General features: G+C 70.2%; 26 protein-coding genes and 2 pseudogenes. 18 read left to right on the top strand and 10 right to left on the bottom strand.

The genetic code is table 11. The features are described from left to right. Positions 1 to 52: 52 nt before the first annotated feature. On the bottom strand, positions 53 to 1,423 hold the full coding sequence (locus tag ACQPZG_RS13635) for an FAD-binding oxidoreductase (RefSeq protein ID WP_433546068.1): 1,371 nt from the start codon (positions 1,421 to 1,423) through the stop codon (positions 53 to 55). Positions 1,424 to 1,597: 174 nt separating this feature from the next. Between ACQPZG_RS13635 and ACQPZG_RS13630 the strand changes: the two genes are divergently transcribed. The 4 genes from ACQPZG_RS13630 (at position 1,598) to ACQPZG_RS13615 (ending at position 4,800) form a co-directional block, all read left to right on the top strand. After that, on the top strand, positions 1,598 to 2,122 hold the full coding sequence (locus ACQPZG_RS13630) for a phosphatase PAP2 family protein (RefSeq protein WP_433546067.1): 525 nt from the start codon (positions 1,598 to 1,600) through the stop codon (positions 2,120 to 2,122). 343 nt (positions 2,123 to 2,465) lie between these two features. After that, positions 2,466 to 3,362 (top strand): decaprenyl-phosphate phosphoribosyltransferase, encoded by an 897-nt coding sequence (locus ACQPZG_RS13625; protein ID WP_433549393.1) that lies wholly within the window; start codon positions 2,466 to 2,468, stop codon positions 3,360 to 3,362. 65 nt (positions 3,363 to 3,427) lie between these two features. Beyond that, positions 3,428 to 3,892 carry a GtrA family protein gene (locus ACQPZG_RS13620; RefSeq protein WP_433549392.1) on the top strand — a complete coding sequence of 155 codons (465 nt, stop codon included), beginning with the start codon at positions 3,428 to 3,430 and terminating at the stop codon, positions 3,890 to 3,892. Further along, a complete protein-coding gene (locus ACQPZG_RS13615; RefSeq protein ID WP_433546066.1) occupies positions 3,880 to 4,800 on the top strand; it encodes a YihY/virulence factor BrkB family protein in 921 nt (306 codons plus the stop codon). Before ACQPZG_RS13620 ends, ACQPZG_RS13615 begins: the two co-directional genes overlap by 13 nt. On the opposite strand, the gene ACQPZG_RS13610 is transcribed toward ACQPZG_RS13615, so the two are convergent. Beyond that, positions 4,748 to 5,992, bottom strand: coding sequence for a D-alanyl-D-alanine carboxypeptidase family protein (locus ACQPZG_RS13610; protein WP_433546065.1), 1,245 nt, complete (start codon positions 5,990 to 5,992; stop codon positions 4,748 to 4,750). The genes ACQPZG_RS13615 and ACQPZG_RS13610 overlap by 53 nt on opposite strands. Positions 5,993 to 6,149: 157 nt before the next feature. On the opposite strand from ACQPZG_RS13610, the gene ACQPZG_RS13605 reads away from it, so the two are divergent. Continuing rightward, positions 6,150 to 6,395, top strand: a complete 246-nt coding sequence (locus ACQPZG_RS13605; RefSeq protein ID WP_229923337.1) for an SCO4848 family membrane protein — start codon at positions 6,150 to 6,152, stop codon at positions 6,393 to 6,395. Between the two features lie 9 nt (positions 6,396 to 6,404). Beyond that, on the top strand, positions 6,405 to 7,634 hold the full coding sequence (locus tag ACQPZG_RS13600) for a metallophosphoesterase (RefSeq protein ID WP_433546064.1): 1,230 nt from the start codon (positions 6,405 to 6,407) through the stop codon (positions 7,632 to 7,634). Between the two features lie 51 nt (positions 7,635 to 7,685). Here ACQPZG_RS13600 and ACQPZG_RS13595 read toward each other — a convergent pair whose 3' ends face one another. Beyond that, the gene (locus tag ACQPZG_RS13595; protein ID WP_433546063.1) at positions 7,686 to 8,084 is read right to left on the bottom strand and encodes an SdpI family protein; all 399 of its coding nucleotides are present in this window, start codon (positions 8,082 to 8,084) and stop codon (positions 7,686 to 7,688) included. A 243-nt stretch (positions 8,085 to 8,327) separates the two neighbouring features. On the opposite strand from ACQPZG_RS13595, the gene ACQPZG_RS13590 reads away from it, so the two are divergent. Then, a complete protein-coding gene (locus tag ACQPZG_RS13590; protein ID WP_433546062.1) occupies positions 8,328 to 9,893 on the top strand; it encodes an ABC transporter substrate-binding protein in 1,566 nt (521 codons plus the stop codon). A gap of 122 nt (positions 9,894 to 10,015) precedes the next feature. Here ACQPZG_RS13590 and ACQPZG_RS13585 read toward each other — a convergent pair whose 3' ends face one another. The 5 genes from ACQPZG_RS13585 to ACQPZG_RS13565 all read right to left on the bottom strand — a co-directional run bounded on the left by ACQPZG_RS13585 (position 10,016) and on the right by ACQPZG_RS13565 (position 14,287). Continuing rightward, a complete protein-coding gene (locus tag ACQPZG_RS13585; protein ID WP_433546061.1) occupies positions 10,016 to 10,792 on the bottom strand; it encodes a succinate dehydrogenase iron-sulfur subunit in 777 nt (258 codons plus the stop codon). Further along, positions 10,792 to 12,546 carry a succinate dehydrogenase flavoprotein subunit gene (sdhA, locus tag ACQPZG_RS13580; protein WP_433546060.1) on the bottom strand — a complete coding sequence of 585 codons (1,755 nt, stop codon included), beginning with the start codon at positions 12,544 to 12,546 and terminating at the stop codon, positions 10,792 to 10,794. Before sdhA ends, ACQPZG_RS13585 begins: the two co-directional genes overlap by 1 nt. A 23-nt stretch (positions 12,547 to 12,569) precedes the next feature. Then, on the bottom strand, positions 12,570 to 13,049 hold the full coding sequence (locus ACQPZG_RS13575; protein ID WP_433546059.1) for a succinate dehydrogenase hydrophobic membrane anchor subunit: 480 nt from the start codon (positions 13,047 to 13,049) through the stop codon (positions 12,570 to 12,572). An 8-nt stretch (positions 13,050 to 13,057) separates the two neighbouring features. Further along, positions 13,058 to 13,438 (bottom strand): succinate dehydrogenase, cytochrome b556 subunit, encoded by a 381-nt coding sequence (sdhC, locus tag ACQPZG_RS13570; protein ID WP_185028233.1) that lies wholly within the window; start codon positions 13,436 to 13,438, stop codon positions 13,058 to 13,060. A gap of 204 nt (positions 13,439 to 13,642) precedes the next feature. Continuing rightward, the gene (locus ACQPZG_RS13565; protein ID WP_433546058.1) at positions 13,643 to 14,287 is read right to left on the bottom strand and encodes a 2-oxo-4-hydroxy-4-carboxy-5-ureidoimidazoline decarboxylase; all 645 of its coding nucleotides are present in this window, start codon (positions 14,285 to 14,287) and stop codon (positions 13,643 to 13,645) included. Between the two features lie 107 nt (positions 14,288 to 14,394). Here ACQPZG_RS13565 and ACQPZG_RS13560 point away from each other — a divergent pair, with 107 nt between their 5' ends. The 4 genes from ACQPZG_RS13560 to ACQPZG_RS13545 all read left to right on the top strand — a co-directional run bounded on the left by ACQPZG_RS13560 (position 14,395) and on the right by ACQPZG_RS13545 (position 18,437). Continuing rightward, positions 14,395 to 16,077 carry a beta-N-acetylhexosaminidase gene (locus ACQPZG_RS13560; protein WP_433546057.1) on the top strand — a complete coding sequence of 561 codons (1,683 nt, stop codon included), beginning with the start codon at positions 14,395 to 14,397 and terminating at the stop codon, positions 16,075 to 16,077. Positions 16,078 to 16,237: 160 nt separating this feature from the next. Continuing rightward, on the top strand, positions 16,238 to 16,750 hold the full coding sequence (locus tag ACQPZG_RS13555; RefSeq protein ID WP_433546056.1) for a hypothetical protein: 513 nt from the start codon (positions 16,238 to 16,240) through the stop codon (positions 16,748 to 16,750). 204 nt (positions 16,751 to 16,954) lie between these two features. Then, positions 16,955 to 17,515: a hypothetical protein gene (locus ACQPZG_RS13550; protein WP_433546055.1), complete on the top strand. Its 561-nt coding sequence runs from the start codon at positions 16,955 to 16,957 to the stop codon at positions 17,513 to 17,515. Between the two features lie 229 nt (positions 17,516 to 17,744). Continuing rightward, positions 17,745 to 18,437, top strand: a complete 693-nt coding sequence (locus ACQPZG_RS13545; protein WP_433546054.1) for an IS3 family transposase — start codon at positions 17,745 to 17,747, stop codon at positions 18,435 to 18,437. A gap of 217 nt (positions 18,438 to 18,654) precedes the next feature. On the opposite strand, the gene ACQPZG_RS13540 is transcribed toward ACQPZG_RS13545, so the two are convergent. Continuing rightward, the gene (locus ACQPZG_RS13540) at positions 18,655 to 18,858 is read right to left on the bottom strand and encodes an insulinase family protein (RefSeq protein WP_433546053.1); all 204 of its coding nucleotides are present in this window, start codon (positions 18,856 to 18,858) and stop codon (positions 18,655 to 18,657) included. A gap of 220 nt (positions 18,859 to 19,078) precedes the next feature. Between ACQPZG_RS13540 and ACQPZG_RS13535 the strand changes: the two genes are divergently transcribed. The 6 genes and pseudogenes from ACQPZG_RS13535 to ACQPZG_RS13510 form a co-directional block, all read left to right on the top strand. Continuing rightward, complete coding sequence (locus ACQPZG_RS13535) at positions 19,079 to 19,564, top strand: DUF6423 family protein (protein WP_433546052.1); 486 nt, start codon at positions 19,079 to 19,081, stop codon at positions 19,562 to 19,564. After that, positions 19,557 to 20,798 carry an MFS transporter gene (locus ACQPZG_RS13530; protein WP_433546051.1) on the top strand — a complete coding sequence of 414 codons (1,242 nt, stop codon included), beginning with the start codon at positions 19,557 to 19,559 and terminating at the stop codon, positions 20,796 to 20,798. The genes ACQPZG_RS13535 and ACQPZG_RS13530 overlap by 8 nt, the downstream gene beginning before the upstream one ends. A gap of 16 nt (positions 20,799 to 20,814) precedes the next feature. Further along, a complete protein-coding gene (locus tag ACQPZG_RS13525; protein ID WP_433546050.1) occupies positions 20,815 to 21,489 on the top strand; it encodes an FAD/NAD(P)-binding protein in 675 nt (224 codons plus the stop codon). A gap of 14 nt (positions 21,490 to 21,503) precedes the next feature. Beyond that, positions 21,504 to 22,088, top strand: a complete 585-nt coding sequence (locus ACQPZG_RS13520) for a hypothetical protein (RefSeq protein ID WP_433546049.1) — start codon at positions 21,504 to 21,506, stop codon at positions 22,086 to 22,088. Continuing rightward, the gene (locus ACQPZG_RS13515; RefSeq protein WP_433546048.1) at positions 22,081 to 22,509 is read left to right on the top strand and encodes a DUF6187 family protein; all 429 of its coding nucleotides are present in this window, start codon (positions 22,081 to 22,083) and stop codon (positions 22,507 to 22,509) included. Before ACQPZG_RS13520 ends, ACQPZG_RS13515 begins: the two co-directional genes overlap by 8 nt. Positions 22,510 to 22,681: 172 nt before the next feature. After that, positions 22,682 to 23,131, top strand: a pseudogene (locus ACQPZG_RS13510) (JmjC domain-containing protein); the annotation flags it as partial. Between the two features lie 20 nt (positions 23,132 to 23,151). Here ACQPZG_RS13510 and ACQPZG_RS13505 read toward each other — a convergent pair. Next, positions 23,152 to 23,280, bottom strand: a pseudogene (locus ACQPZG_RS13505) (IS3-like element IS987 family transposase); the annotation flags it as partial. Between the two features lie 155 nt (positions 23,281 to 23,435). Here ACQPZG_RS13505 and ACQPZG_RS13500 point away from each other — a divergent pair. Continuing rightward, on the top strand, positions 23,436 to 24,941 hold the full coding sequence (locus ACQPZG_RS13500; protein WP_433549391.1) for an AAA family ATPase: 1,506 nt from the start codon (positions 23,436 to 23,438) through the stop codon (positions 24,939 to 24,941). Positions 24,942 to 25,064 lie beyond the last annotated feature (123 nt).

Raw genomic sequence — 25,064 nt, 5'->3', positions numbered from 1 at the left:
GGCGTGCGGCGGGAGCGGCCCGGCCGCGGGACGGACGGGCCGGGACCTCGGGCTAGAGGGCGAGGCGGCGGGACAGGTCCGAGGTGAAGACCCCGCGGGGGTCCAGTTCGGCGCGCAGGGAACGGAACCGGTCGATCTGCGGGTACATCGCGGCGAGCGTCTCGGGCCGCACCCGCGAGTCCTTCGCCAGGTACAGCCGCCCGCCCGCCGCCACCACCTCCTCGTCGAGTTCGTCGAGGAAGGCGCCCAGGCGCGGCAGGCCCGCCGGGACGTCGAGCGCGAGGGTCCACCCGGGCACCGGGAACGACAGCCATCCCGAGTCCCCCTGCCCGAAGCGCTTCAGCACGGCCAGGAACGACGGGCAGCCGCGCCGCGAGATCCGCATGACGATCCGCCGCAGCGCCTCCTCCTGCCCGTACGGCACCACGAACTGGTACTGGACGAAGCCGCCGCGCCCGTAGATCCGGTTCCAGTGCGGCACCCCGTCCAGCGGGTGGAAGAACGTCGAGAGCTTCTGGAGCTCACCGGTCCTGGCCCGGGGCGCGCGGCGGTACCACAGCTCGTTGAACAGTCCCACCGACCGCCTGCCCAGCAGTCCTTCCGGTACGAAGGCGGGCGCGGCCGGCAGCTGCCCCGGCCGGAACGCCAGGGGGTGGCGGGCCGCCCGGGGCGGCAGTACGTCCAGCGGGGCGTGGTCGCCGCGCGTCAGCACCGAGCGCCCCGTCGCCGCGCCCTTGGCGAGCAGGTCGATCCAGGCGACGGAGTACCGGTAGAGGTGGTCGGTCTCGGTCAGCCGCGTCATCAAGTCGTCGAGATCCGTGGCCCGCTCGGTGTCGACGGACATCAACGAGGTCTCCACGCGCAGGAGTTGGATCGTCGCCGCGAGGATGACGCCGGTCAGGCCCATGCCGCCGGCCGTCGCGTCGAAGAGGTCCGTGCCCGGTCGGACCGTCCGGGCCCGCCCGTCCGCCGTCAGCAGCTCCAGCGACCGCACGTGCCGGGCGAAGCCGCCCGACACGTGGTGGTTCTTGCCGTGGATGTCCGCGCCGATCGCGCCGCCCACCGTGACGTACCGCGTGCCGGGCGTCACCGGCACGAACCAGCCCAGCGGCAGCAGCACTTCCATCAGCCGGTGCAGGCTCACCCCCGCGTCGCACACCACTACTCCGGTGTCCGCGTCGACGGTGCGGATGCGGTCGAGTCCCGTCATGTCGAGCACCGAACCGCCCGCGTTCTGCGCGGCGTCGCCGTACGCCCGTCCCAGGCCCCGGGCGATCGAGCCGCGGGTCCCGCAGCCGCGCACCGCCGCCGCCGCCTCCTCGTAGGTACGGGGCCGGACCACCAGGGCCGTCGTCGGGGCGGTGCGTCCCCAACCGGTCACGGAGGCGAAGTCGTCGACGGAGAGCGCGGTGATGTCAGGCATGACGTGACGGTATCCGGATGAATGCGGCTTTTCGCCGAGTTGGACCCTGTTTCGGCGGAACGGGTGGTTGATTGGGTGTCACCGCGGAATGTCATGAATATTTGCTTTTTGTAGACAAGAGTCACCCCTGACGTGCGCCCCCCGGCCACGCCCACCCGATCCGAGGGATGACAGATGCGAGAAGTGGACCACCGCTTGCTGTCCGCGATGCGCGACTGCGGAACGGACCCCAGGGTGGCCGCCGCCGCGCGTGCGCTCTCCTTCAGCGGCGAACACGGCGCGCTGTGGCTCGCCGCCGGGCTGACCGGCGCGGCCGTCGACCGCGACCGGCGCGGGGCCTGGCTGCGCGGTACGGCACTGATCGCCGCGGCCCAGGCGGTGAGCATGGGCGTCAAGCGCACCGTGCGCCGGCCCCGCCCCCGGCTCCCCGCCCACCAGCCGCTGGTGAAGACCCTCGGCCGGCACTCCTTCCCCTCCTCGCACGCCGCCTCGGCCGCGGCGGCCGCCGTCGCCCTCGGCGCCCTCGGCCCCTTCGCCCGGCAGGTCGTGCCGCCGCTGGCCGCCGCGATGTGCGTCTCCCGTCTGGTCGTCGGCGTCCACTACCCGAGCGACGTCGCCGCCGGCGCACTGCTCGGCGGACTGACCGCGGGCCTCGGAGCCAAGTGGCTGGCCGCGGGACGGGGGGTCACCGGTGCCTGAGCCAACCGTCGTCCCCCTCCTGGAGAAGCAGCAGGAGCGCCACGCCGCGCAGGACCCGCACGCCGCGCAGGGCCGACGCGACGAGCAGGCCCACCACGACAAGCGGCAGGAGCGCCACGCCAGGCAGGGCACGCACGACGCGCACGACCCGCACCCAAGGCAGGACCCGCACGCAAGGCAGGACCCGCACGCAAGGCAGGACCCGCACGCAAGGCAGGACCCGCACGCAAGGCAGGACCCGCAGGACGCGCAGGATGCGCAGGACGCGCAGGGTCGACGCGACGAGCAGCCGGGCCGTGGGCCGGAGGCGTCCGCCACCGCCCTCCCCCCGCAGCGCCGCGCCCTGCGCCCGCTCGCCCTCCCGCTGGGCCTGCTGCGCACCGCGCGCCCCCGCCAGTGGATCAAGAACGGCCTGGTCCTCGCCGCACCGGCCGCCGCCGGCGAACTCTTCTCCGCCCACGCAGCCGTCCAACTCACCCTCGTGTTCCTCCTGTTCACGGCCGCCGCGTCCGCCGTCTACCTGATCAACGACGCCCTCGACGCCGAGGCCGACCGGGCGCACCCCACCAAGTGCCGCCGTCCGGTGGCCGCCGGTCAGGTACCCGTGCCGGTCGCCCACGCCACCGGCGCCGTCCTGGCCGTCGCCGCCCCCACGGCCGCGGCCCTCCTCTGCAACCCCCTCACGGCGGCACTCCTCACCTGTTACGTCGTCATGCAGATGGCGTACTGCCTGCGCCTCAAGCACGTCCTGGTCGTGGACCTCGTCGTCGTCACGACCGGATTCCTGATGCGCGCGATGATCGGCGGCGTCGCCCTCGGCATTCCGCTCTCCCGCTGGTTCCTGATCACCACCGGCTTCGGCGCGCTGTTCATGGTCTCCGCCAAGCGCTACTCCGAAGCAGTGCAGCTGGCCGACAGCGCCCACAGGGGCACCACCCGTGCCCTGCTCAGCGAGTACACCACCGGTTACCTGCGCTTCGTCTGGCAGTTGGCGGCCGGGGTCTCCGTCCTCGGCTACTGCCTCTGGGCCCTGGAGCGCGGCGGGGCGGGCGAGGGCGCCCTGCTGCCCTGGCGCGAGATCTCCATGATCGGCTTCATCGCCGGAGTGCTCAGGTACGCGGTCTTCGCCGACCGGGGCACCGCGGGCGCCCCCGAGGACGTCGTCCTGAGCGACCGGGGACTCCAGCTCATCGGACTCCTCTGGACGGCCCTGTACGCACTGGCGGTCGCCGGCCTGTGACGACCCGCGAGAAACAGAAGCCGACCCGACTCGGGCCAGGTGTCGCAGCCGAGGCCGGAACCGGTCTGCCCCGCAGGAAACCCGACTGGTCCGAACTGCGCTCCTTCGCCGCCGTCGGCGGTTGCGCCTACCTCGTCGACCTCGCCCTCTTCGTCTGGCTGCGCGGCCCCCTGGACTGGGACCCGTTCGCCGCGAAGGCCGTCGGCTTCCTCGCCGGATGCACGGTCGCGTACGCGGGCAACGCCCTGGGCACCTACCGGCACAGCGCCGCAGGGGACCGGGCGGCAGCGGACTCCCGCCTCCGCCGGTACGGCGTCTTCCTCGCCGTCAACGCGGCGGGCGCGGCCGTCCAGTTGGCGTGCCTCGCCGTCTCCCACCACGGCCTCGGCCTGACGTCCCCCCGCGCCGACGCGCTCTCCGGGTCCGTCATCGGCATGGCCCTCGCGACCTGCCTCCGTTTCTGGGGTACGAGAACCCTGGTTTTCCGCACACATCGACAGGCAGGTACCTCAGGGACATGGACTGGCTGAAGAACCTCCCCCTCATCGGGCCGCTCGTCACGCGCCTGATGGGCACGCACGCCTGGCGCACGTACGAAACCCTCGACCGGGCGCACTGGAGCAGGCTCGCCGCCGCGATCACCTTCATCAGCTTCCTGGCCCTCTTCCCCCTGATCACCGTCGCGGCGGCGGTCGGCGCGGCCTTCCTCTCCGATCAGCAGATCCGCGACATCAAGAGCAGCATCGCCGAACAGGTTCCCGGCATCTCCGACCAGCTCGACATCGACGCGCTCATCGCCAACGCGGGCACGGTCGGTCTCGTCGCGGGCGCGCTGCTGCTGTTCACCGGCATCGGCTGGGTCGGCTCGATGCGCGAGTGCCTGCGCGCCGTCTGGCAGTTGGACGACGCCGACACCGGCAACCCGGTCCTGCGCAAGGCCAAGGACGCCCTCGTGCTCCTGGGCCTCGGCGGCACCGGCCTGGGCTCGCTGCTGGCCTCCACCGTCGGCTCCACCGCGGTCGGCTGGACCGCCCGCACCCTCGACATCCCGGAGAGCGGCGCGGGCGGCGTACTGCTGCGGATCGCCGCCCTGCTGGTGGCCGTCGCCGCCGACTTCCTGCTCCTCCTCTACGTCCTCACCCTCCTGCCCGGCGTTCACCCCGAACGCCACCGCCTGATCACCGCCGCCCTCATCGGCGCGGTCGGTTTCGAACTCCTGAAGATGCTGCTCGGCGGCTACATGAGCGGAGTGGCGTCCAAGAGCATGTACGGCGCCTTCGGCGTCCCCGTGGCCCTGCTGCTGTGGATCAACTTCACCGCCAAACTGATGCTGTGCTGCGCCGCCTGGACGGCGGCGCCGCACGCCTCCAAGGAGAAGCCCGCCGTCAGCGCCGGGGCGTCCGACGCGACAGGGCGGGCACCGGCCACCGCCGATTGACCAGGAACACCGCTCCCGCCAGCACCACGAGTACCCCGCCCGCCACCGCGAGCGCGATGCCCATCCCGCTGGACCCGCTCTCGGCGGAGGCCAGCTGGACCGGGGCGGGGCTCTTGGCGGACTTGCCGGGCGGCGGCGCGTTCTTCCCCGAGCGGAGGTCCGCGGACCTCGGCGGGACCAGCTCGCCCACCGGCTTGACCTTCCCCGCCGCCGCGAACCCCCAGTCGAACAGCCGGGCCGTCTCCTGGTAGACGGCATGCCTTTCGTCGGACTGCGGGTTCATCACCGTGACCAGCAGGACCCGGTCACCGTTCTGGGCGACCCCGGTGAAGGTGGAGCCGGCGTGGGTGGTGGTGCCGTTCTTGACGCCCGCGATGCCCGGGTACGGACTTTCGACCCCGTCCCCGGTCAGCAACCGGTTGGTGGACCGGATCTCGAAGTCCTCGCGCTTCCCGTCCTTCATCCCGCCGGGGAACCGGGCGCGCACCGTGGACGCGTACTCCCGGAAGTCCTTCTTCTGCATGCCCGAGCGGGCGATCAGCGTGAGGTCGTACGCGCTGCTCACCTGCCCCGGCGCGTCGTACCCGTCGGGCGAGACGACCTTCGTGTCGACGGCCTGGAGTTCGCGCGCGTGCGCGTTCATGTCCTTGACGGTCTTGGCCAGCCCGCCGTTCATCGCCGTCAGCACGTGCACGGCGTCGTTCCCCGAACGGAGGAACACGCCCAGCCACAGGTCGTGCACCTTGTAGGTGTGGTTCTCCTTCACCCCCACGGCGCTGCTCCCCGAGCCGATCCCAGTCAGCTCCTCCGGCTTCACCGTGTGCGTCTGGTCCTTGGGCAGCCGGGGCAGCACCGTGTCCGCGAACAGCATCTTCAGCGTGGACGCCGGGGCGAGGCGCCAGTGCGCGTTGTGGGCGGCCAGCACCTGCCCGCTCTCCGCGTCCGCGACGATCCACGACCGCCCCGACAGCGCCTTGGGCAGCACGGGAACGCCGGGCGCCAGGTTCACCTGCGTGCCGGGCTTCCCCAGCCGCTCCCCGCCCACCGTCGACATGACGGGCGGCGGCTTCGGCTTGTTGTCCGACACCGGCTTCTTGTCGTCGGCATGAGCGGCCGTCACCGGAACGACGAGCGTGGGCAGCAGCAGGGCGGCGGAGGCGACCGCGAGCGCGGTCCGTTTCACGGCAGACACGGACGAGAACGTACAGGGCGCACCCGTCGGCGCCGTCAGCGCGGTACGGACCCGCCGCAACAGCCGCCGGGACAGCCCAAGCCCTCCCGCACCGCCCGCCCCACGGCCCTCCGCCCCCCGTGCCAGGGGGAGGAGGCCCGACGGCGATACTGGCCCCATGAAGCTCAACCGCTCCTTGTCCTGGTTCCTGCTCGCCTTCGGCGTGTGGAGCTGGTTCATCTGGGTCACCTTCGTCAAAAACCTGATCAAGGACGGGAGCGGCCTCGCCTTCGACGACGCCGGTGACCCGACCGGGTACTTCTGGGTCCACCTGCTGCTCGCCGTGACGTCCTTTCTTCTGGGGACGGGCATCGGCGTGATCGGGTTCCGTTCGGTGCGCACCTTGCGGCGCGAAAAGGCGTAGGGGATTCCCGTGACCGTGGTGGCCGTCCTGATCCTTCTGTGCGTACTCGCCCTGCTCGCCGCGGTCCACCGGTACGTCTGGTTGCGTCTGGTCCGCGACACGACGACCGATTCCGTACGGGGCCGGCGCATCCGCCGCGCGGGCACGGTGGCGATCAGCGTGCTGCCCCTCCTCTCCCTCGGCGCGTTCGTCTCCGCCCGCGCGGGCGTCCCCTTCCGGCTCCAGCAACTCGTCGCCTGGCCCGGCTACCTATGGCTGGCGCTCCTCCTGTACCTCACCCTGGCCCTCCTCGTCGGTGAACTCGTCCGGGCGGTCCTGCTGCGCCGTCAGAGCCCGCCGAAGGCCGCCGCACCCGCCGCCCCGGCCGCCGATCCCGCCCCGGACGCCACGCCCGCCCCCGCCCCCCGGCCCGCTCCGAGTCGCCGCCTCTTCCTCTCGCGGGCCGTCGGAGCCGCCGCCGCGACCGCCGCGGTGGGCGCCGTCGGATACGGCGCGCACAACGTCCTCTCCGGGCCCCGCGTCAAACGCGTCACCGTCCCCCTGGCCAAGCTCCCCCGCTCCGCCCACGGCTACCGCATAGCCGTCGTCAGCGACGTCCACCTGGGGCCGATCCTCGGTCGCGCCCACACCCAGCGCATCGTCGACGCCGTCAACTCCACCCAGCCCGACCTGGTGGCCGTCGTCGGCGACCTGGTCGACGGCAGCGTGGAGGACCTCGGCCGTGCGGCCGAACCGCTCGCCGGACTCCGTTCCCGCGACGGCAACTTCTTCGTCACCGGCAACCACGAGTACTACGCGGGCGTCACCCCGTGGCTGGCCCACGTCCGCGAACTGGGCCTGCGCCCCCTGGAGAACGCCCGTACGGCCCTGCCCGCCTTCGACCTGGCCGGAGTCAACGACATCGGTGGCGAACCCACCGGCCAGGGGCCGGACTTCGGCCGGGCGCTGGGCGACCGCGACCGCACCCGTGCCGCCGTCCTACTGGCCCACCAGCCCGTGCAGATCCACGAGGCCGTCCGCCACGGGGTGGACCTCCAGCTCTCCGGCCACACCCACGGCGGCCAGCTCTGGCCCGGCAACCTCGTCGCCGCCCTCGCCAACCCCACCGTCTCCGGTCTCGACCGGTACGGCGACACCCAGCTGTACGTCACCCGCGGCGCGGGCGCCTGGGGGCCGCCGGTCCGGGTGGGAGCCCCCGCCGACATCACCCTCGTCCAGCTGGCCTCCCTCCGGGCCTGACGGCGCGCGCACCCGCAAGGGCGAACCAGGGCCGGGCCCGAGCAGGGCGGCCTACGGGCCCGGCCGGCCGTCCGCGTCCCCGGCCGCGCGTGCCGCCGCGTTCGCCCGGCGCGCCGCCGCCGAGAGCAGGACGAGGACCGCGACGGTCCCGCCCGCGGGCAGGGCGACGACCACGGGGGTCCCGCTGTCGCTGAGCACCAGTACGAGGACCGACACCCACGTCAGCGCGCCCGCCGCGTACGCCGTCCGGCAGGTGGCCGTCAGCAGGGGAGCAGCGGCCGCGTGGCCCGCCTCCCACGCGGTGTCCGAGGACGTGGTCGCCCTGGTCCGGATGCCGATCGCCGCATTGCGCCCCAGGCCGCCCTTCGCGACGTGGTTCTTCACGAGGTGGACCGTCGCGCCCGTCCAGAGCAGACCCGCTCCGAAGATGAACAGACCGGCCACGTCCATGACTTGCCCCCTGTGGCGACGATGCCGACGTCTCCGCGCGGAGACGTGCTCTGACATCGCAATTCTGCCCCCAGGCGATCAACTCCCCACCGAATCTGTGCCTACATGCGTCACTTGCGAAAGAATCGCCCCTTCCATGGGCCTAATTCGTGTGATTAGGTGAACGAATCGTGGGACGGGCGTGTGGACTTCCGCCGTCCCTGGGTGGGGGTACTGCAAGGAGAGCTAGGCACTATGCCGTCGATGGGTTCCGTGCGTCTGCGTGTCGTCGTCGCGGCGGGCGTGGTCGCCGCCGCAGCCGTCGGGGGGTGGCAGCTCCTCCCGGCGTCGGACGACGGCGACGTCCAGGCGATCAACGTCGGCACGACGGACAAGTCGACCTCACTGGACCCGGCCTACGCGTACGACGCGGGCTCCTGGGCGCTGTACAGCAACGTGTTCCAGTCGCTGCTGACGCTGAAGACGGGTTCCTCCACGCCGACCGAGGACGCGGCGAAGACGGGAAGCTGCCGGTTCGTCGGACAGAAGCTGATGACGTACCAGTGCGAGGTGCGCGACGACCTGAAGTTCTCCAACGGGAACAAGCTCACCGCCGAGGACGTGAAGTTCAGTTTCGACCGGATGCTGCGCAACGAGCCCGACGTGGGCCCGCGTTCCCTGTTCACGTCGCTGAAGTCGGTGTCCGTGAGCGGGCAGACGGTGACGTTCAACCTGCACACCGGCGACGCCACCTTCCCGTTCAAGGTCGCCTCGGGCGGCGGGTCGATCGTCGACCGTACGAAGTACCCGGCGCAGGGCGAGCGCAAGGACCCCGGGGTGGACGGTTCCGGACCGTACGCCATGGCCTCGTACGAGAAGGGCGAACTCGCCCGCCTCGTGCCGAGCGGCACGTACCGGGGGGCCGTGGCGAAGGTCGGCGCGCCGATCGACGTGCACTACTACGCGGAGTCCGAGGAACTGCAGAAGGCGTGGGAGGCCAAGGAGGTCGACATCACGCACCGCCAGCTGCCGCCCAAGATGCTCGCCAACCTGGCCGTCGGTGACCCGAGCGTGCGGATCAGCGAGGTGGAGGCGACCGAGATCCGCAACATGGTCTTCAACGTCCGCAAGGGCTCGGCATTCGAGGACGCGTCCGTGCGCCGGGCCGTGTCGTACCTGGTCAACCGGCCGAAACTGGCGATCGACGTCTACCACAACACCGTCGACCCGCTGTACGACGTGATTCCCAAGGGCGTCCTCGCCCACGGCACGCCCTTCTTCGACCGGGCCCCCAAGCCGGACCTCGCGAAGGCGAGGGCGGAGCTGCGGAAGGCGGGCGTGCGGCTCCCGGTGGAGTTCTCGCTCGGATTCGCCACGGGCGGTGCGACCAGGCCCGAGGCGGAGGAGCTGAAGGCGCAGCTGGAGCTGGGCGGCCTCTTCGCGGTGGAACTCGTCGAGCGGAAGGTCTGGGACGACTTCCAGGCGGACTACAAGGCCGGCAAGTACGACGCGTACAACGTCGGCTGGGTCGCCGACTTCCCGGACCCCGACAACTACAGCCAGCCGCTCGTCGGCAAGGGCAACAGCAACGCGAACGAGTACCACAACCCCGACATCGAGAAGCTCATCATCCGCACCCAGGGCGCCTCCAACCGCTCGGACGCGGTCGGCGACTTCAAGGCGATGCAGCGCATCGTGGCCGAGGACGTGCCGCTGCTGCCGCTGTGGCAGACCAAGGACTACGTGCTGAGCAGCAACAAGGTCGGCGGCGCACAGTACCTGTCGGACGGCACGGGCATCTGGCGGCTGTGGGAGCTGCACCGGCTGTAGGGGCGCGGGGTGACGCGGAAGGGCCCCGGCCCCCGGTGTGCGACCGGGGGCCGGGGCCCTTCCCGTACCGCGCGTCGCGTGCGGCGCGCGGTACGGTGCGTCTCCTGCGGTGCTGCGGAAGGTCAGTAGCGGCGCGTGATCAGCGCGCGCTTGACTTCCTGGATCGCCTTGGTGACCTCGATGCCACGCGGGCAGGCGTCCGTGCAGTTGAACGTGGTGCGGCAGCGCCACACGCCGTCCTTGTCGTTGAGGATTTCGAGCCGCTGCTCGCCGCCCTCGTCACGGCTGTCGAAGATGAAGCGGTGCGCGTTGACGATCGCCGCTGGGCCGAAGTACTGGCCGTCGTTCCAGAACACCGGGCACGAGGACGTGCACGCGGCGCACAGGATGCACTTGGTGGTGTCGTCGAAGCGCTCGCGGTCCTCGGGGGACTGCAGCCGCTCGCGCGTCGGCTCGTTGCCCTTGGTGATCAGGAAGGGCATCACGTCGCGGTAGGCCTGGAAGAACGGTTCCATGTCCACGACCAGGTCCTTGAGGACCGTCAGGCCCTTGATGGCCTCGACCGTGATCGGCTTCTGCGGGTTGATGTCCTTGATCAGCGTCTTGCAGGCGAGCCTGTTCTTGCCGTTGATCCGCATCGCGTCCGAGCCGCAGATGCCGTGCGCGCAGGAGCGGCGGAAGGTGAGCGTGCCGTCCTGGTCCCACTTGATCTTGTGCAGGGCGTCGAGGACACGCTCCTTCGGGTCCATCTCGACCTCGAAGTCCTGCCACTCGGCGTCCTCGGACACCTCGGGGTTGAAGCGGCGGATGCGGAAGGTGACCTTGATGTACGGAGAGTCGGCGAAGCCGGGCTCGGGCGCGCCCTTGCCGGACGTCTTCTCCAGGGTGGGGGTAGCCATCAGTACTTACGCTCCATCGGCTGGTAGCGGGTCTGGACGACCGGCTTGTAGTCGAGCCGGATCGACTCGGAGCCGTCGGCCGCGACCTCGCGGTACGCCATGGTGTGGCGCATGAAGTTGACGTCGTCGCGGGTCGGGAAGTCCTCGCGGTAGTGACCGCCGCGGGACTCCTTGCGCGCCAGGGCCGAGACCGCCATGACCTCGGCCAGGTCGAGCAGGTTGCCCAGCTCGATGGCCTCCAGCAGGTCGGTGTTGAAGCGCTTGCCCTTGTCCTGGATGGACACGTTCAGGTAGCGCTCGCGCAGCTCGGCGATCTTCTCGACGGCCGTCTTGATCGTCTGCTCGGTGCGGAACACCATCACGTTGGCGTCCATCGTCTCCTGCAGCTCCGTGCGCAGCGCGGCCACGCGCTCGGTGCCTGTGGAGTTGCGCAGCCGCTCGACCTGGTCGACGACGAGCTGGGCCGGGTTCTCCGGCAGCTCGACGAAGTCGCTCCCGTGGCTGTAGTCGGCGGCGGCGATGCCGGCCCGCTTGCCGAAGACGTTGATGTCGAGCAGCGAGTTGGTGCCCAGGCGGTTCGCGCCGTGCACCGAGACGCAGGCGACCTCACCGGCGGCGTACAGACCGGGAACGACCGTGGTGTTGTCGCGGAGGACCTCACCCTTGACGTTCGTCGGGATGCCGCCCATGGCGTAGTGCGCGGTCGGCTGGATCGGGATCGGGTCCGTGTACGGCTCGATGCCCAGGTACGTACGCGCGAACTCGGTGATGTCCGGGAGCTTGGCGTCGAGCTGCTCCGGCGGGAGGTGCGTGAGGTCGAGGTAGACGTGGTCGCCCTCGGGACCGCAGCCGCGGCCCTCACGGATCTCGGTGTAGATGGAGCGGGAGACGACGTCACGGGACGCGAGGTCCTTCATGACCGGCGCGTACTTCTCCATGAAGCGCTCGCCGTCCTTGTTGCGGAGGATGCCGCCCTCACCGCGGGCGCCCTCCGTCAGCAGGATGCCCATGCGCCAGATGCCCGTCGGGTGGAACTGGAAGAACTCCATGTCCTCCAGCGGCAGCCCGCGGCGGTAGCACGCGGCCTGGCCGTCACCGGTCAGGGTGTGCGCGTTGGAGGTCACCTTGAAGAACTTGCCGGTGCCGCCCGAGGCGTAGATGACCGACTTGGCCTGGAAGACGTGGATCTCACCGGTGGCCAGCTCGTACGCGACGACGCCCGCGGACTTCTTGACGCCGTCCTCCTCCACGATGAGCTGATCGAGGACGTAGAACTCGTTGAAGAACTCCACACCCTCCTTGATGCAGTTCTGGTAGAGGGTCTGGAGGATCATGTGACCGGTGCGGTCGCCCGAGTAGCAGGACCGGCGGACGGGGGCCTCGCCGTGGTTGCGGGAGTGACCGCCGAACCGGCGCTGGTCGATCTGGCCCCCGGGCGTGCGGCCGAACGGCAGGCCCATCTTCTCCAGGTCGAGGACCGCGTCGATGGCCTCCTTCGCCAGGATCTCGGCGGCGTCCTGGTCGACCAGGTAGTCGCCGCCCTTGATCGTGTCGAAGGTGTGCCACTCCCAGTTGTCCTCCTCCACGTTCGCCAGCGCCGCGGCCATGCCGCCCTGCGCCGCGCCCGTGTGGGAGCGCGTGGGGTAGAGCTTCGTCAGCACGGCGGTGCGGCTGCGCTTGGTCGACTCGATGGCCGCGCGCATGCCCGCGCCACCGGCGCCGACGATGACGGTGTCGTACTTGTGAATCTTCATGAGTGGTTGCCTCAGCCCCGGGCCTAGCGGATGTTCGGGTCGAAGGTGAAGATCACCAGCGTGCCCAGAAGGACGGTGAACACCGTGGCGGTGTACAGCAGGTTCTTCAGCCAGAAGCGCGTCTTGGGCTTCTCCGCGTAGTCGTTGATGACGGTACGCAGGCCGTTGGCGCCGTGCAGCATGGCCAGCCACAGCATGATCAGGTCCCAGGCCTGCCAGAACGGCGAGGCCCAGCGGCCGGCCACGAAGGCGAAGCCGATCTTGGACACGCCGCCGTCCAGCACGAGCTGGATCAGCAGGTGGCCGAGGACGAGGACCACGAGCACGATGCCGGACAGCCGCATGAACAGCCAGCCGTACAGCTCGAAGTTGGTGCGGGTGGCACGGGGGGACTTCGAGGTGCGCTTGCGCGGGGGCTCGATGACGGGCGCCGGGTTGTCGACGTCGTAGAGGCTCACGCCTTCGACGGGGCCGACGCCTGCGGAAGAGGTCTCTGTGGACATGTGTTGTCTCAGCTCCCGAAGACTTCGCGTACGGCGTGACCGAGCACGGGGTACAGGGCGCCCACCATCAGCACGATCCAGATGCCCATGACGGTCCAGAGCATCTGCTTCTGGAAGCGGGGGCCCTTGGACCAGAAGTCCACGGCGATGACCCTCAGGCCGTTCAGCGCGTGGAACAGGATGGCGGCGACGAGCCCGTATTCGAGCAGCGCTACGAGCGGGGTCTTGTAGGTGGCCACGACATCGTCGTACGCCTCGGGAGAGACGCGGACGAGAGCGGTGTCGAGGACGTGTACGAACAGGAAGAAGAAGATGAGGACGCCGGTGACTCGATGAGCCACCCAGGACCACATGCCTTCCCGGCCGCGATACAGCGTTCCAGCCGGCACGGAAATACCCTCCGGGAGCGGGGATTGGGGTCGGCCGGCTTGGTTATGTCGGTCTGACCCGGCCGGGTACGGTCCACCGGCCCCGGTCATCGTAGCGACGAGTTGTCGGTTCCCTCGCGCGGGGGCCCCCGGTGTGATCAAACAGGCAGTCCAACAGCGCAACGCAGGGGGCCGGGAAAGTCCGCGGAAGGCTGCTCGGAGGGGTCAGCGCGGTACCGGCACCGGCCCGGCGTCCGGCGGCCCGGTTTCCCCCACGAGCCGGGCGAGCCGCCCGCGGGCCAGCAGCCGCAGCTCGTCGGCGGCGACCGCGCGCTCCTCGTCGGGTTCGTTGCCCAACCGGTAGCGGATGGCCCACAGTGTCCGGTCCAGGTGGCGGGAGGGCGGGTGGGAGTCCAGGCAGATCACGAAGGCGTGCCCGAAGCGGCTCTCGTACGCGGCGCGGGCGGCGTGCAGCGCGGTGCGTGCCGGCGGCGGCGCGTCCGGGCCGGGTCCGGGCGCGTCCTCGCAGGCGAGCGCGCGGAGGACCTCCTCCCCCGACAGGTCGTACGAGGCCTCCTCGGCGGCGGCGAGCAGCGATGCCGGATCCGGGTAGGGGCGGTGTGCGGCGACCCGCGCGGCCCAGCGGTGGCTGCGGCAGCAGGCCAGGAGGGCCGCCTCGGCGGCGTCCGCCGGGGCGGCGTTGAACCCGTCGAGCGGGATGAGGGGGCTCCGGCCGCCACGGCCGCTCGTTGTAAGGGAGACGGAGGGGTGCAGCGGAACTCCTCGAATCGCGGGCGGCTCGGTCGATGGCGGGGCCGCAAACGCTATCGACGGGACGAAGCAAGTGTCCGACGAATGCACGAATTTCATCCGAACGGGAGGGTTCATGTGTGCGGAGTAGACAGCGTGACCAGGATAAACCCCCTCTTTCGGGTGAATTGGGTACGGTATGCGACAGAAGCGAAAGTTGAGTGCGCATGAGTGATTCCCGAGAGACACCACGGCCGGGCTCGCGCGGATCGGGCAGCCGGGTGCCGCGCGCGGCGCTGGTCCTCGGAGCCGCCGTCGTGATCGGTGCGGCGGCCACGGTGACGGTGGCGGCCTGGCCCGACGCGACGGGGCGGCCGACAGGACCGGCGGAGGCCGCCCGGTCGGAGGGCGCCCGGAGCGACGCCAAGGCCGCCGCGCCGTCCTCGCCCGCCGCCTCCGCCCGCCCGGTGACCGGGCCGGCCCGCACCGTGCCCTTCGTGCGGGAGCAGCAACGGGTCAGCGGCGAGGGCTGGCGGCCCCTCGCCTCCACCCGGGTCGTCGTCGCGGCGGGCAGCGAGCCGGCCCTCGCCGACGAGGGACGGCTGCTCGCGGGCGAACTGGGCAAGCGGTACGCACAGGGCGTACCGGCCCGGCCGGGCGACGTGGAGCTGGCGCTGGGCGCACCGGGCGTCGCGGGTGTCTCCCGTACCCCCGAGTCGTACACGGTGACGACGGGTGACGGCCGGGTCCGGATCACCGGCGGCGACGAGGCGGGCGTCTTCTACGGCACCCGCACGCTCAAGCAGGCGGTCCGCTCCGGCGGCGGGCTGGCCGAGGGGGTGCTGCGGGACGCGCCCGCCAAGCCCCGGCGCGGCTTCGCCCTGGACACCGCCCGCAAGCATTTCGACGCGGAGTGGATCGAGGACCGGATCCGCGAGATGGGCGACCTCAAGCTCAACGAGTTCGGCCTGCACTTCTCCGACGACCAGGGCTTCCGCATCGCCTCCGCCTCCCACCCCGAGATCGTCTCCGAGAGCCACCTCAGCCATGCCGAGGTCCGCCGCATCGTCGCCCTCGCCGCGTCCCGCCACATCCGGGTGATCCCCGAGATCGACTCGCCCGGCCACCTCGGCGCGGTCATCGCCGCCCACCCCGAACTGCAACTGCGCAGCGTCTCCGGCAAGCCGGCGCGCGGGGCCGTCGACATCGCCCACCCGAAGGCGGCGCGGATCGTCGACGAGCTGTTCGCCGAGTACGCGCAGCTCTTCCCCGGCACGTCCTGGCACCTGGGCGGCGACGAGTACCGTGCGCTGACCGCGGACGACCCGGAGGCCGCGTACCCGCGGCTGGCCCGTGAGGCGAAACGGAAGTACGGCCCGAAGGCCCGGGTGCAGGACCTGGCGACCGGCTGGCTGAACGACCGGGCCGCCGTGCTCGCCGGGCACGGCAGGACCGACATCCGCGCCTGGAACGACGGCTACTTCGCGGGCGGCGTCGTCGACGCGCCGAAGTCCCGCGAGGTCGCGTACTGGACGGGCAAGGAGATCGGCGCCCGCAAGCCGCTGGAGTACCTGCGCGAGGGCCGCAGGGTTCTGAACGTCAACGACGAGTACCTCTACTACGTCCTCGGCGAGCCCCACACCTTCCGGTACCCCACCGGCCGCCGCATCTACGAGGAGTGGAACCCGCGCGTGCTGCGCGGCAGCGAGGCCGTCCCGGCCCGCTACGACGCCCAGATCACCGGCGGGCAGTTCGCCGTCTGGTGCGATCTGCACGGGGCGCAGACGCAGGACCAGGTCGCCCGCGGCATCCGGCTGCCGCTGTTCGCGACGGCACAGAAGCTCTGGGACCCGCGGAAGCCCGCACTGGACTGGGAGGGGTTCAAGGAGCTGGCAGCCGAGGTGGAATGAGACGGTGAGGTGCTTTTCGTGACCCTCGATGGCCATGACCCCCCGTCATGTGGGCACAATGTGCCAGGGCTGTGGTGGATACGTGCGCAACTGGCCGTTACGGCCCAGCTCGGGTGAGGCTTGAGCTTCTTGGGATCAGCGCGTGGGGGGAGTGGAGCAAATGGGTTTCTGGGGTTACTTCGTCGTGGGGAAGAGCACCGGGCCGCTCTCGGGATTGGAAGCATTGTCCGAGGTCAGAGACGACCTCGCGCTCTATGACGAGCGGGTGGGCGGCTGGCAGGTCTGGGAGCGCCCCAGCGAGCCCGAGGTCGGCGACATGGGTGCGCTGGCGCGCGGCGTGTGCCGCGAGACCGGGGCGCCCGCCCTCTTCGCCTTCGTGATGGGCAGCGACTGCGTGGTCGTCGAAGCGGCGATGCCGGACGGCGGCTCGTGGTTCGCGTGCCTGGGCCGCGAGGCGATGGCCGGGTACCTCCAGGCGGACGGGCTGCTGCTGGAGGACCTGTTCCTGTCGCCGCAGGACGCCGCGGAGAAGGGCGTCGCCTGGGCCGCGGAGGCCGGGAAGGCCGTGGAGCTGGAGCCCCTGGTGACCGTGCTGTCGGCGGAGGCGGACCCGCTGGCGGAGGAACTCTTCGGCTACTTCCTGGACGTGCTGGGGCTGGAGCGACAGCAGTGACGTTCCGGCCGCGGGGCCCGGCGCCGGCCCGAGTCGCCGCTCCCCAGTGACGCAATCCGGCGCCGGTACGCAGACGGAGGCAGTGGGTCCGTATCCGACGGGCCCGGACGGCCGCCGTCCAGCCCCCGCCGCGCCGCCTGCCGCACGACTCGTCGCGCCGCTGCCTGCCGTACGGCCGCCGTGTCGTCGTACCGAGGAGAACGAGTGAGTCTGCCCCTGGTGGAACTGACCGAGCTGACGCAGCGGCTCGCCCGCGCCGACGAACGCAGCCTCGGCATCAGCGCGCTCGCCTGCCTGGACCGCTGCCTGCCGCTCCTGGAGTACGTCGAGGACGGCGCGGGCGCGGCACTCGCCGTCGACACGGGAGCGGCGCTGCGTCCGCTCTGGGAGGCGGCCGAGGGCGGCGAGGCGTGGCTCGGACGGCTGCGGGCCGCCGCCGTCGGCGTCGTACGGGCCGCCGGGGGCCGCCCGCACCCCGGCCCGGTGGCGGAACTGCGCCGGGCGGCCGACGTCCCGCGGGTGTACGAGGCGGCGGAGCTGCACCGGTGGGCGAGCGCCTGCTCGGCCGCCGCCCTGGCCGTGCACCGCCACCTGGACGGAGACCGCGACGGCGGCCCGCTGACCACGGGAGAGCTTCGCCGCCAGGAGCGCCTGCTGGACCTGCTCGCCGCCGAGGGCGACGGCCTGCGCGCCGTCCTGGTCCAGTCCGACGAGGGCAAGCGCGTACTGCGGGCGGCGGCGGCACGACGGGCCCGGCGGCGGTAGCGCCGCCCCCCCGCGCGTGCGGGCGGTTCCGCGCCGAGGGGCGTTCCCCGGCCGGGAGTGATGTGCCGGAAGGACGGCCGGGGCCGCCACCCCTGGCCGGGCTCACCCATAAAGCGCCCTTGAACAGGCATTTTGCCGTCCAGATGCAGATTCCCGACTGTGGTGTAGTTCGGTCTCGAACTGGGTGTTTCTGCCTGTTACTGGGGGCTGTTGGTCATGCGTTGGTCACGTGGCCATCCAGGCGTTCATCGGCGCTTCGTCTTGCGGGGTGGAGGCGGAGCTGAAGCGGTTGCGGAAGCTCACCGTCGTCGTGGTTCGCGGGGCCCAGGCCCGCGAACAGCGCCGACGGGTGGATGAGGCCCTCGTCCACGAGATCACCGTGACCCACCTCGCTTCCAGGAGGACGTACGGGGTACTGCGGGTGACCGCCGCACTGTGCCGCCAGGGAAACGCGGTCAACCACAAGCGTGTCGAGCTGGTCATGGGCGAGCACGGCATCGCCGGCCGCACCCGGCGCACCGGCCGCCGCAGCCTGACCAAGCAGGACAGCCGCTCCGCCCCGGCCCTCGACCTGCTCGGCCGCGGCGTCCACGTCGAGAGCCCCGGCCGGAAGATCGTCGGGGACATCACCTACACCCCGACCGCCGTGGGCTGGCTCTACCTCGCCGACTGGCTCGACCCCGCGACACGCGAACTGGTCGGCTACTCGATGCCCAACAACCACCGCGCGGACCTGGTCGTCGACATGGCCGTCGGACTGGGCCGCCTGGAACCCGGATGCGTGATCCACTCCAATCGCGGATCGGAGTACACCTCTTCCCAACTCGTGACGGATCGAAGGGTTGGCGCGCAGACGAAGCGTGGGGTGAACGGGAATCTGCTTCGACAACGACCCGTGCGAGAGCTTCTGGGCCGTCCTTGAAGAGGAAATCGGCACCCGCTCCTGGACAGACCGGGCCACCGCCCGCGCCGCAACTTCGAATTCATCGAGACCTTCTACAACCGACGCAGGCTCCGCGAGCACATCGACTGGGACTACCTCACCCCCCCCGCGAAACCCGCCAGCGCTACCGGAACGAACAGGCCCTCGCGGCATAACAGAACCGTGTCCAGGATCACGGGGAATTTCCACAGTGTCGTTACCCCAAGGCACGGGTGCGGGGAGTGTCCGCCCCGCAGGCCACATGCTCGGCAAGGTGTGCGATCCCGGACCATGCGGATGTCTCGCTGCGGGACCCCACGCGCACGGCGAGGGCCGCACTGACCACCTCGGAATCAGGGGCCGAGTGAAGGACCACACGCAGTCCCGACCGGACGTGGACGCTACCTCTGCCCTCCAACATTGGGCCGATCCTAGGGAGCGAAGGGCCCATCCGCTAGAGGAGCTTGGCTCACTCTCGACCTTGTCAGGGTTGACTTCTCGTGCTTAACCTCACCCCGGCCTGGCGATCGAATCGCCGGGTGCGCGAGAACCGTTCCGTGAGTCGAGACTCAGGAGTTCGAATTTCGCTTACATTTCCCGGCCTGGATGTTCAGTCCCGTGTACTGGCACGTGACATCCAGATGGCCGCCAGTGCGGACCTCAAGCGCCGCGTCCTCATGATTTCCGGTGCCATCGACACGAAGGAGCACGACATCGCGGTGTCGTTCGAGCTCCCCGAGGCCGGACGCTGGCAGGTCATCAAGTCCGAGACGAACCTGACCGATCAGTCGTGGCTGATTTGGCAGATGACCGCTGGTGAGGGCACGAAGTTCGTCAACGACGCCGACGCCATGATCGTCTCCCGGCAGTTCGCCAAGACGTTCATGACCCCGGACCAGACCCGGATCACCTTCTACGACGGTGAGGTTCGGCCCGGTGAGGCTGTCCTCAAGATGTTCACCATCGAGTGTGCCAAGCGGCGTGGGAACGCGGCCCACGCCCGGTTCCAGCCGGCGCCGACCGAGAGCCCGAAGAAGGTCAAGGGCCTCATCGAGGAGTACGTGGCGAACGGCATGCCGCCCAAGCCGGTCATTGAGGTCGTCGTCCCGGTGACGCTCATTGGCTGAGTCCAAGGTTCGACGGGCCGACGGCGCTGATCCGTCGGCCCCGTCGGGCCCCACGCACTCCCTGCTCCGGTACTTCATTGGCGCCAGGGCGCTGAGCATCGTTGGTGACCGTGTTGCCGACGTGGCACTTCCCTTGGCCGTGCTTGCCACGACAGGTTCCGCGTTCACCGCCGGCCTGGTCGGCGGCGCCAACCAACTCCCGCAGGTCATAGGTGCGTTGCAGATCGGGGCGCTGGTCGATCGCCGCGAGCGTCGCGGTCTGATGGTGGCAGCCGACCTCGTCCGCGCGATCGCTTTCATCGCGATCGGCCTTGAGGTCGCCTTCGGCGGTGCCCGACTGGTCCCCCTCGTGCTGCTCGCCCTGCTCACCGGGATCGCCGACGCCGTGTTCCACACTGCGGCCGGCAGCTACATCCCGAACCTCGTATCGGGCCGGGATCTCATGCGGGCCAACGGATACGTGGAGGGCTCGGACGCCGCAGCCACCCTGGCTGGACCAGCAGCAGGTGGCTGGTTGCTACAAGCGTTTGGCCCGATGATCGCGTTTGCGACGAATACGGTCAGCTTCCTCGGATCGGCGCTGCTGCTCGCCAGACTGCCGAAGAATCAACCGACCGCGGATGGCGCCGGGGAAGACGAGTCCGTTCTGGCGGGTCTGCGACTCATCATGCGGGATCGCGTTCAGGCTGTTCTGCTAGCAGGTGCCTGCTACATGCACCTTCTGGCGGTCGCGGCCTTTCTTCCCCTGCTCGTACGGGCGGAAAAGGAACTGGACTTTGAACCCCTGACTACGGGGCTTGTTGTCTCAGCGGCGGGCGTCGGAGGGTTGGTGAGCAGTTTCGTGTTGGCACGGTACGTCGACACGCCCAGGTGGCCCCAACTGCTCGCAGCCGTCCTCACCGTCAACGGCGGCTCGGTGGCTCTCCTTGCATTGTTCGACGCTCCCCTCTGGCTGGCCTCGGCGGTACTGGTGCTCGACGGGGCCTCGGCGCTTGCATTCGTCGTAGTGGCCACCACACGCCAGCGCATCACGCCCGACCCGGTGCGCGGCAGGGTCCTGGCGGCGAGCAGCGCGGCCACCGCCCTGGTGCGGCTCATCGCCGTCGTCGCTATCGGTGCACTGATCGACCTGGTCGGCCCGCGCCCTGTCATGTTCGGGCTCGCCGCTCTGGCGCTGCCGTTCGTCCTCATGCTCGCCGTTTCCCGGTCAACTCACCCTTCCGTATCCCCTTAGCACTACCGGAGATGACGTGACTGTCTTCCTACCGCCGCCTGAGCTGCTGACGTCACCGCGCGGCCGCAACCTCACGAAGCGTTTCCGCCGAGCGGCCCGGGTCGATGAGCTGCCGAGCCGCGCCGATGTCGTACTGATCGGCGGCGGACTCGCTGCCCTGAACCTGGCCGCCACGCTGTGGCACGCCGGTGTCGGTGACATCGTCATCGTGGACCGCGAGGGACGGCTTGGCGGCCGCTTCTTCCGGCGTGCGGACACCTTGCGGCAGCGCACGCTGCGTTCGCCCTATGAGCACCACCCCGGAGCGGAGGGCCACCGGGACTGCGAACTGCTCGACTTCGCGAGACTGAACTGGGCATCGCTCACCGCGGTCGAGAGGCGAGAGGTCCGCATGGCGCAGGCGGGGCATCGCGCGCTCGTCCCGTTGGACATCTTTGAGGCCTACGTCGACCACGTGGTCGACGCGCACGACCTGGCCGAACGGTTGTGGCAGGGCGAAGTGCTGGAGGTGATACCCGGCTCCAGTGATGTCGTCCTCCGCACGACGCGGGGTGACATCACGGCCTCGTCGGTGGCGCTGTGCACGGGAGAGGAACGTGCCTCCTGGCCGGGCAACTTCCCGAACGCGTCCAGCACTGGGATGAGCCCACGGCGCGGGCAGAGACAACCGTCGTCGTGGGGGCGGGGCTGAGCGGGGCCCACGTCGTGGCCAATGACCTCGCCAACGGCTCTCATGTGCACTGGGTCCTGCGGAAGCAGAACGAGCACTACCAATGCGCCGACCAGAACGCTTCGTTCTTCCGGGCAGAAGGCCGCGGCCGCTTCCATGAAACTACCTGGGAGGAACGGCTCCAGCTGATGGTCCAGCACCGTGTCGCCTCCGTGATGTTTGAGTTCCGGCCCACGCTGCAGAAGGCCGAAGCTGAGGGCAGGCTGACGGTGCATCGCGGTTCGGAAGCCGCCGGCCTGCATGCCGGCGGTGTGAATCTTCAGGACGGCAGCGCGGTCTCGGGCGACCGCGTGGTACTCGCTCTGGGAACCCGGCCGAACGTCGGCAGCGAATTGCTTCCCGCAGACGTGGTGGGGCTGCGTGACGGATGGCCGGATCTCGACGAGGCGACCCTCGCGTATCGGGCCGCACCACGCGTGCACGCAATCGGCGCGGCTGCTTGCATGATTCTCGGGCCGGCCGCACGCAACATCGACGGACACCGCGTCGGAGTCTCACGCGTGGCCGGGAGCATCCTGGCCCAGGTCGCGGCAGGCGAAACGGAGCGCAGCCATGCTTGAGCAGCCGTACACAGTCTTCGACCTGCCTGACCAGGACGCCGATCCGGTGGAGGAGGCCGGGCTGATCCTCATGGGCCTGGACGCCCGAAGGATTCTGGCCGTGCTGGGCACAGCCGTGCTCACCCAACAGCCCGGCCCGGCAGTGCTGTTGGTGGACAAGGCATGGCACCAAGGCGCCGTTCGCATCCCCTTCGACGAGGCCGTGAACACGGGGGCCACGCACTGGCGTGAACAACGGGCGGCCTTGGCCCAGGCGGACGACGGCGTGCCGCGCTCGGGGGCTCCTCGTGAAGCCTGGGCACGGGCACACGGCACGGTGGTGCGTGCGTTGGGAGAGCACATGGCGCCCACGGTGCGTGCCTGCCTGGCCGTTGCCTGGTTCCGGCGGGAGGAGTTCGACGAGGTGACCCGTGGGCAGTGAAGAACTCTTCGCCGCCTGGGGGCTTCCCTCGGACTTCACCGCACGGAACTGGCGGCGCACCTACGCAGTGGGGGGAGCCGGTCCGGAGGCGGTCCTGCCCGGGACGCTGCCCGCCACGGTCCTGGACCAGCTTCTGCGGCAGGGACTGCGTGCCGACCGGGTCAGTGTGTCCATGGGGGGACGTCTGCACCATCCGGCCGAGTTCACCCGCGTCCGCACCATCGCCGACCAACCGGTGGCGGACTTCGTGGACGAGGACAGGATCCGCCACCTGCTCGACGCCGGTGCGACGGTCGTGCTGGCCAACGCCGAGCACTGGGTGTCCGAGGCGACGGAACTCAGCAGCCGGCTGAGTGAGGACTTCGGCTGTGAGGTTCAGGCACACGTCTTCTGTACGGCAGCCGGCCACCCAGGCCTCGTTCCGCACGTGGACGGGGAGGAGAACTTCCTGCTGCAATTGGCAGGGAGCAAGACGTGGTCCCTGTGGGAACGGCAGGACACCTCCGCTACCCAGGTGGATCCGACCCGTCTGGGCGATCCAACGGCCGAGATCACACTCAAACCCGGTGACGTCCTGTACATCCCCCTCGGCTGGGTCCATGCCGCGACCGCCGGCGATGAGGGATCGACACACATCGAGTCGACCCACTCAGCGGCGGTCGGTTCGACCTGGGAAAGCGTCTTCCAGCGGCGGCCGGGTTTGATCAGTTCGGTTTTGAACAGGCCGATAGCCGACTCCATCAGGGCGTTGTCGTACGCGTCGCCGACCGACTTCCCCGTCTCACTCACGATCCAAACCGCCCCTTCGCGGAACTCGGCATACCGCCCGATTCCGTGGGTGAGGCTGCGCAGAGGAAAACCTCAGTACGACGCAATGTGTCGAACTATACTTAGACGAATTTCGTCGCAGTCGATGTGGAGGAGGGATAGTGAAGAACCTGCTGGCCAAGCCTGACGATGTGGTCGACCGCGACCGGGAGTGGGGTCTGCTCACGGAGTTCGTCACCGATCCGGACCCGGCGATGCGGCTGGGCATCGTGTCGGGGCGGCGGCGGCACGGCAAGTCCTACCTCTTGCAGGCCCTGTCCGAGCGGGTCGGCGGCCTGTACGTCACAGCGGTCCGGGAGGAGGGAAGGCTGCCCGCGATACAACGGTTCAGTGACGCGGTCGCCGCCCACGCCCGCCTGCGGCCAGGGAGTCTGCGGCTGACCGACTGGCGTGATGTCCTGTCCAACGCCCTTGAGGTGACCGCCCGTTCTCCGCACCCGCTCCTGGTGATCGACGAGCTGCCGTACCTGCTCCAACACTCGCCCGAAATCCCGGGGCTGCTGCAACAGCTCTACGACGAACGCCAGCGGGGCGCCCGGCCCGGTGACGGGCCCGGTCCGCGGCTGATTCTGTGCGGTTCCGCGATGAGCGTCATGCACGAACTGCTCTCGGGGACCAAGCCGCTCCGGGGACGTGCCGTCGTCGACCTGCGGCTGGGTGCCTTCGGCTACCGGGACAGCCGTACCTTCTGGCAGATCGAGGACCCGTTCACCGCGCTGAAGGTGCACTCGGTTCTGGGCGGGGCCCCCGGCTACCGGTCGGTAGCTGCCCGGCCGCATCCGGACGACGGCTTCGACACTTGGCTGACCCGGACTCTGCTCGACCCGGGCCGGGCTGTGTACTCGCGTACCGAGACCGAGTACCTGCTGCGCGAGGACCCGAGGATCACGCAGCACACGCTGTACTACGACACCCTCACCGCGATCGCGCAGGGCGCCACCACCCCCAGCAAGGTCGGCGCGGCCCTGGAGCGCCCACGCAACGCAGTCGCCCACCCGCTCGGAGTGCTGGAATCCACCGGCTACATCCAGCGGGAACAAGACATCCTCCGCTCCAGGCACCCCGTCATCACGCTCGCCGACCCCGTCATCCGCTTCAACCAGCTCATCACCCTCCCGCAGGCCGCCGCCGTGGAGCAGGGATTCGCCGAGCAGGTGTGGCAGCAGGCCGCTCCGACCTTCTACTCCAAAATCCTCGGGCCGCACTTCGAGGACCTGGCCCGCGACTTCACCCGCCGCTACGCACACACCCTGTTGCCGGGTGGACTGACCGGCCCGGTCGGCACCACCGAGGTCGCCGACCAGGCCGCCCGGACGAAGCACGAGGTCGATGTCGTCGCCCTGGCTGCCGGTGAGCGCCCGCAGGCTCCCCGTGCGCGGATCGCGCTGCTGGGGGAGGCCAAGGCGACCGCCGCGCGGCGTGGGACGGGTGACCTGGAGCGTTTGGAGCGCATCCGCGCTCTGCTCGCGGATCAGGGGTACGACACCGCTGCCACCACGCTGGCCCTGTACTCCCTGCACGGCTTCTATCCCGACTTGATCGAGCTGGCCGACCGTCGTGATGACCTTCTCCTGGTCGATTTGCCCACCCTCTACGGCAACTGACATCCAGAGCGGTCGGCGCGAGACGTGCGGCGGATCGAGCGGGTGTCGGGCTCCGTTGGTCACGCGTTGGCCATGCAGAGGCCGCACGGCTCGTGTTTTGCCTGGTCAGGGGGGGGTTGCCGG

Source organism: Streptomyces sp. CA-294286 (genome assembly GCF_050947155.1).
Lineage (GTDB): Bacteria > Actinomycetota > Actinomycetes > Streptomycetales > Streptomycetaceae > Streptomyces.
Note: the sequence above shows the minus strand (reverse complement) of the source record. Positions and strands in the feature narration are given on the sequence as shown.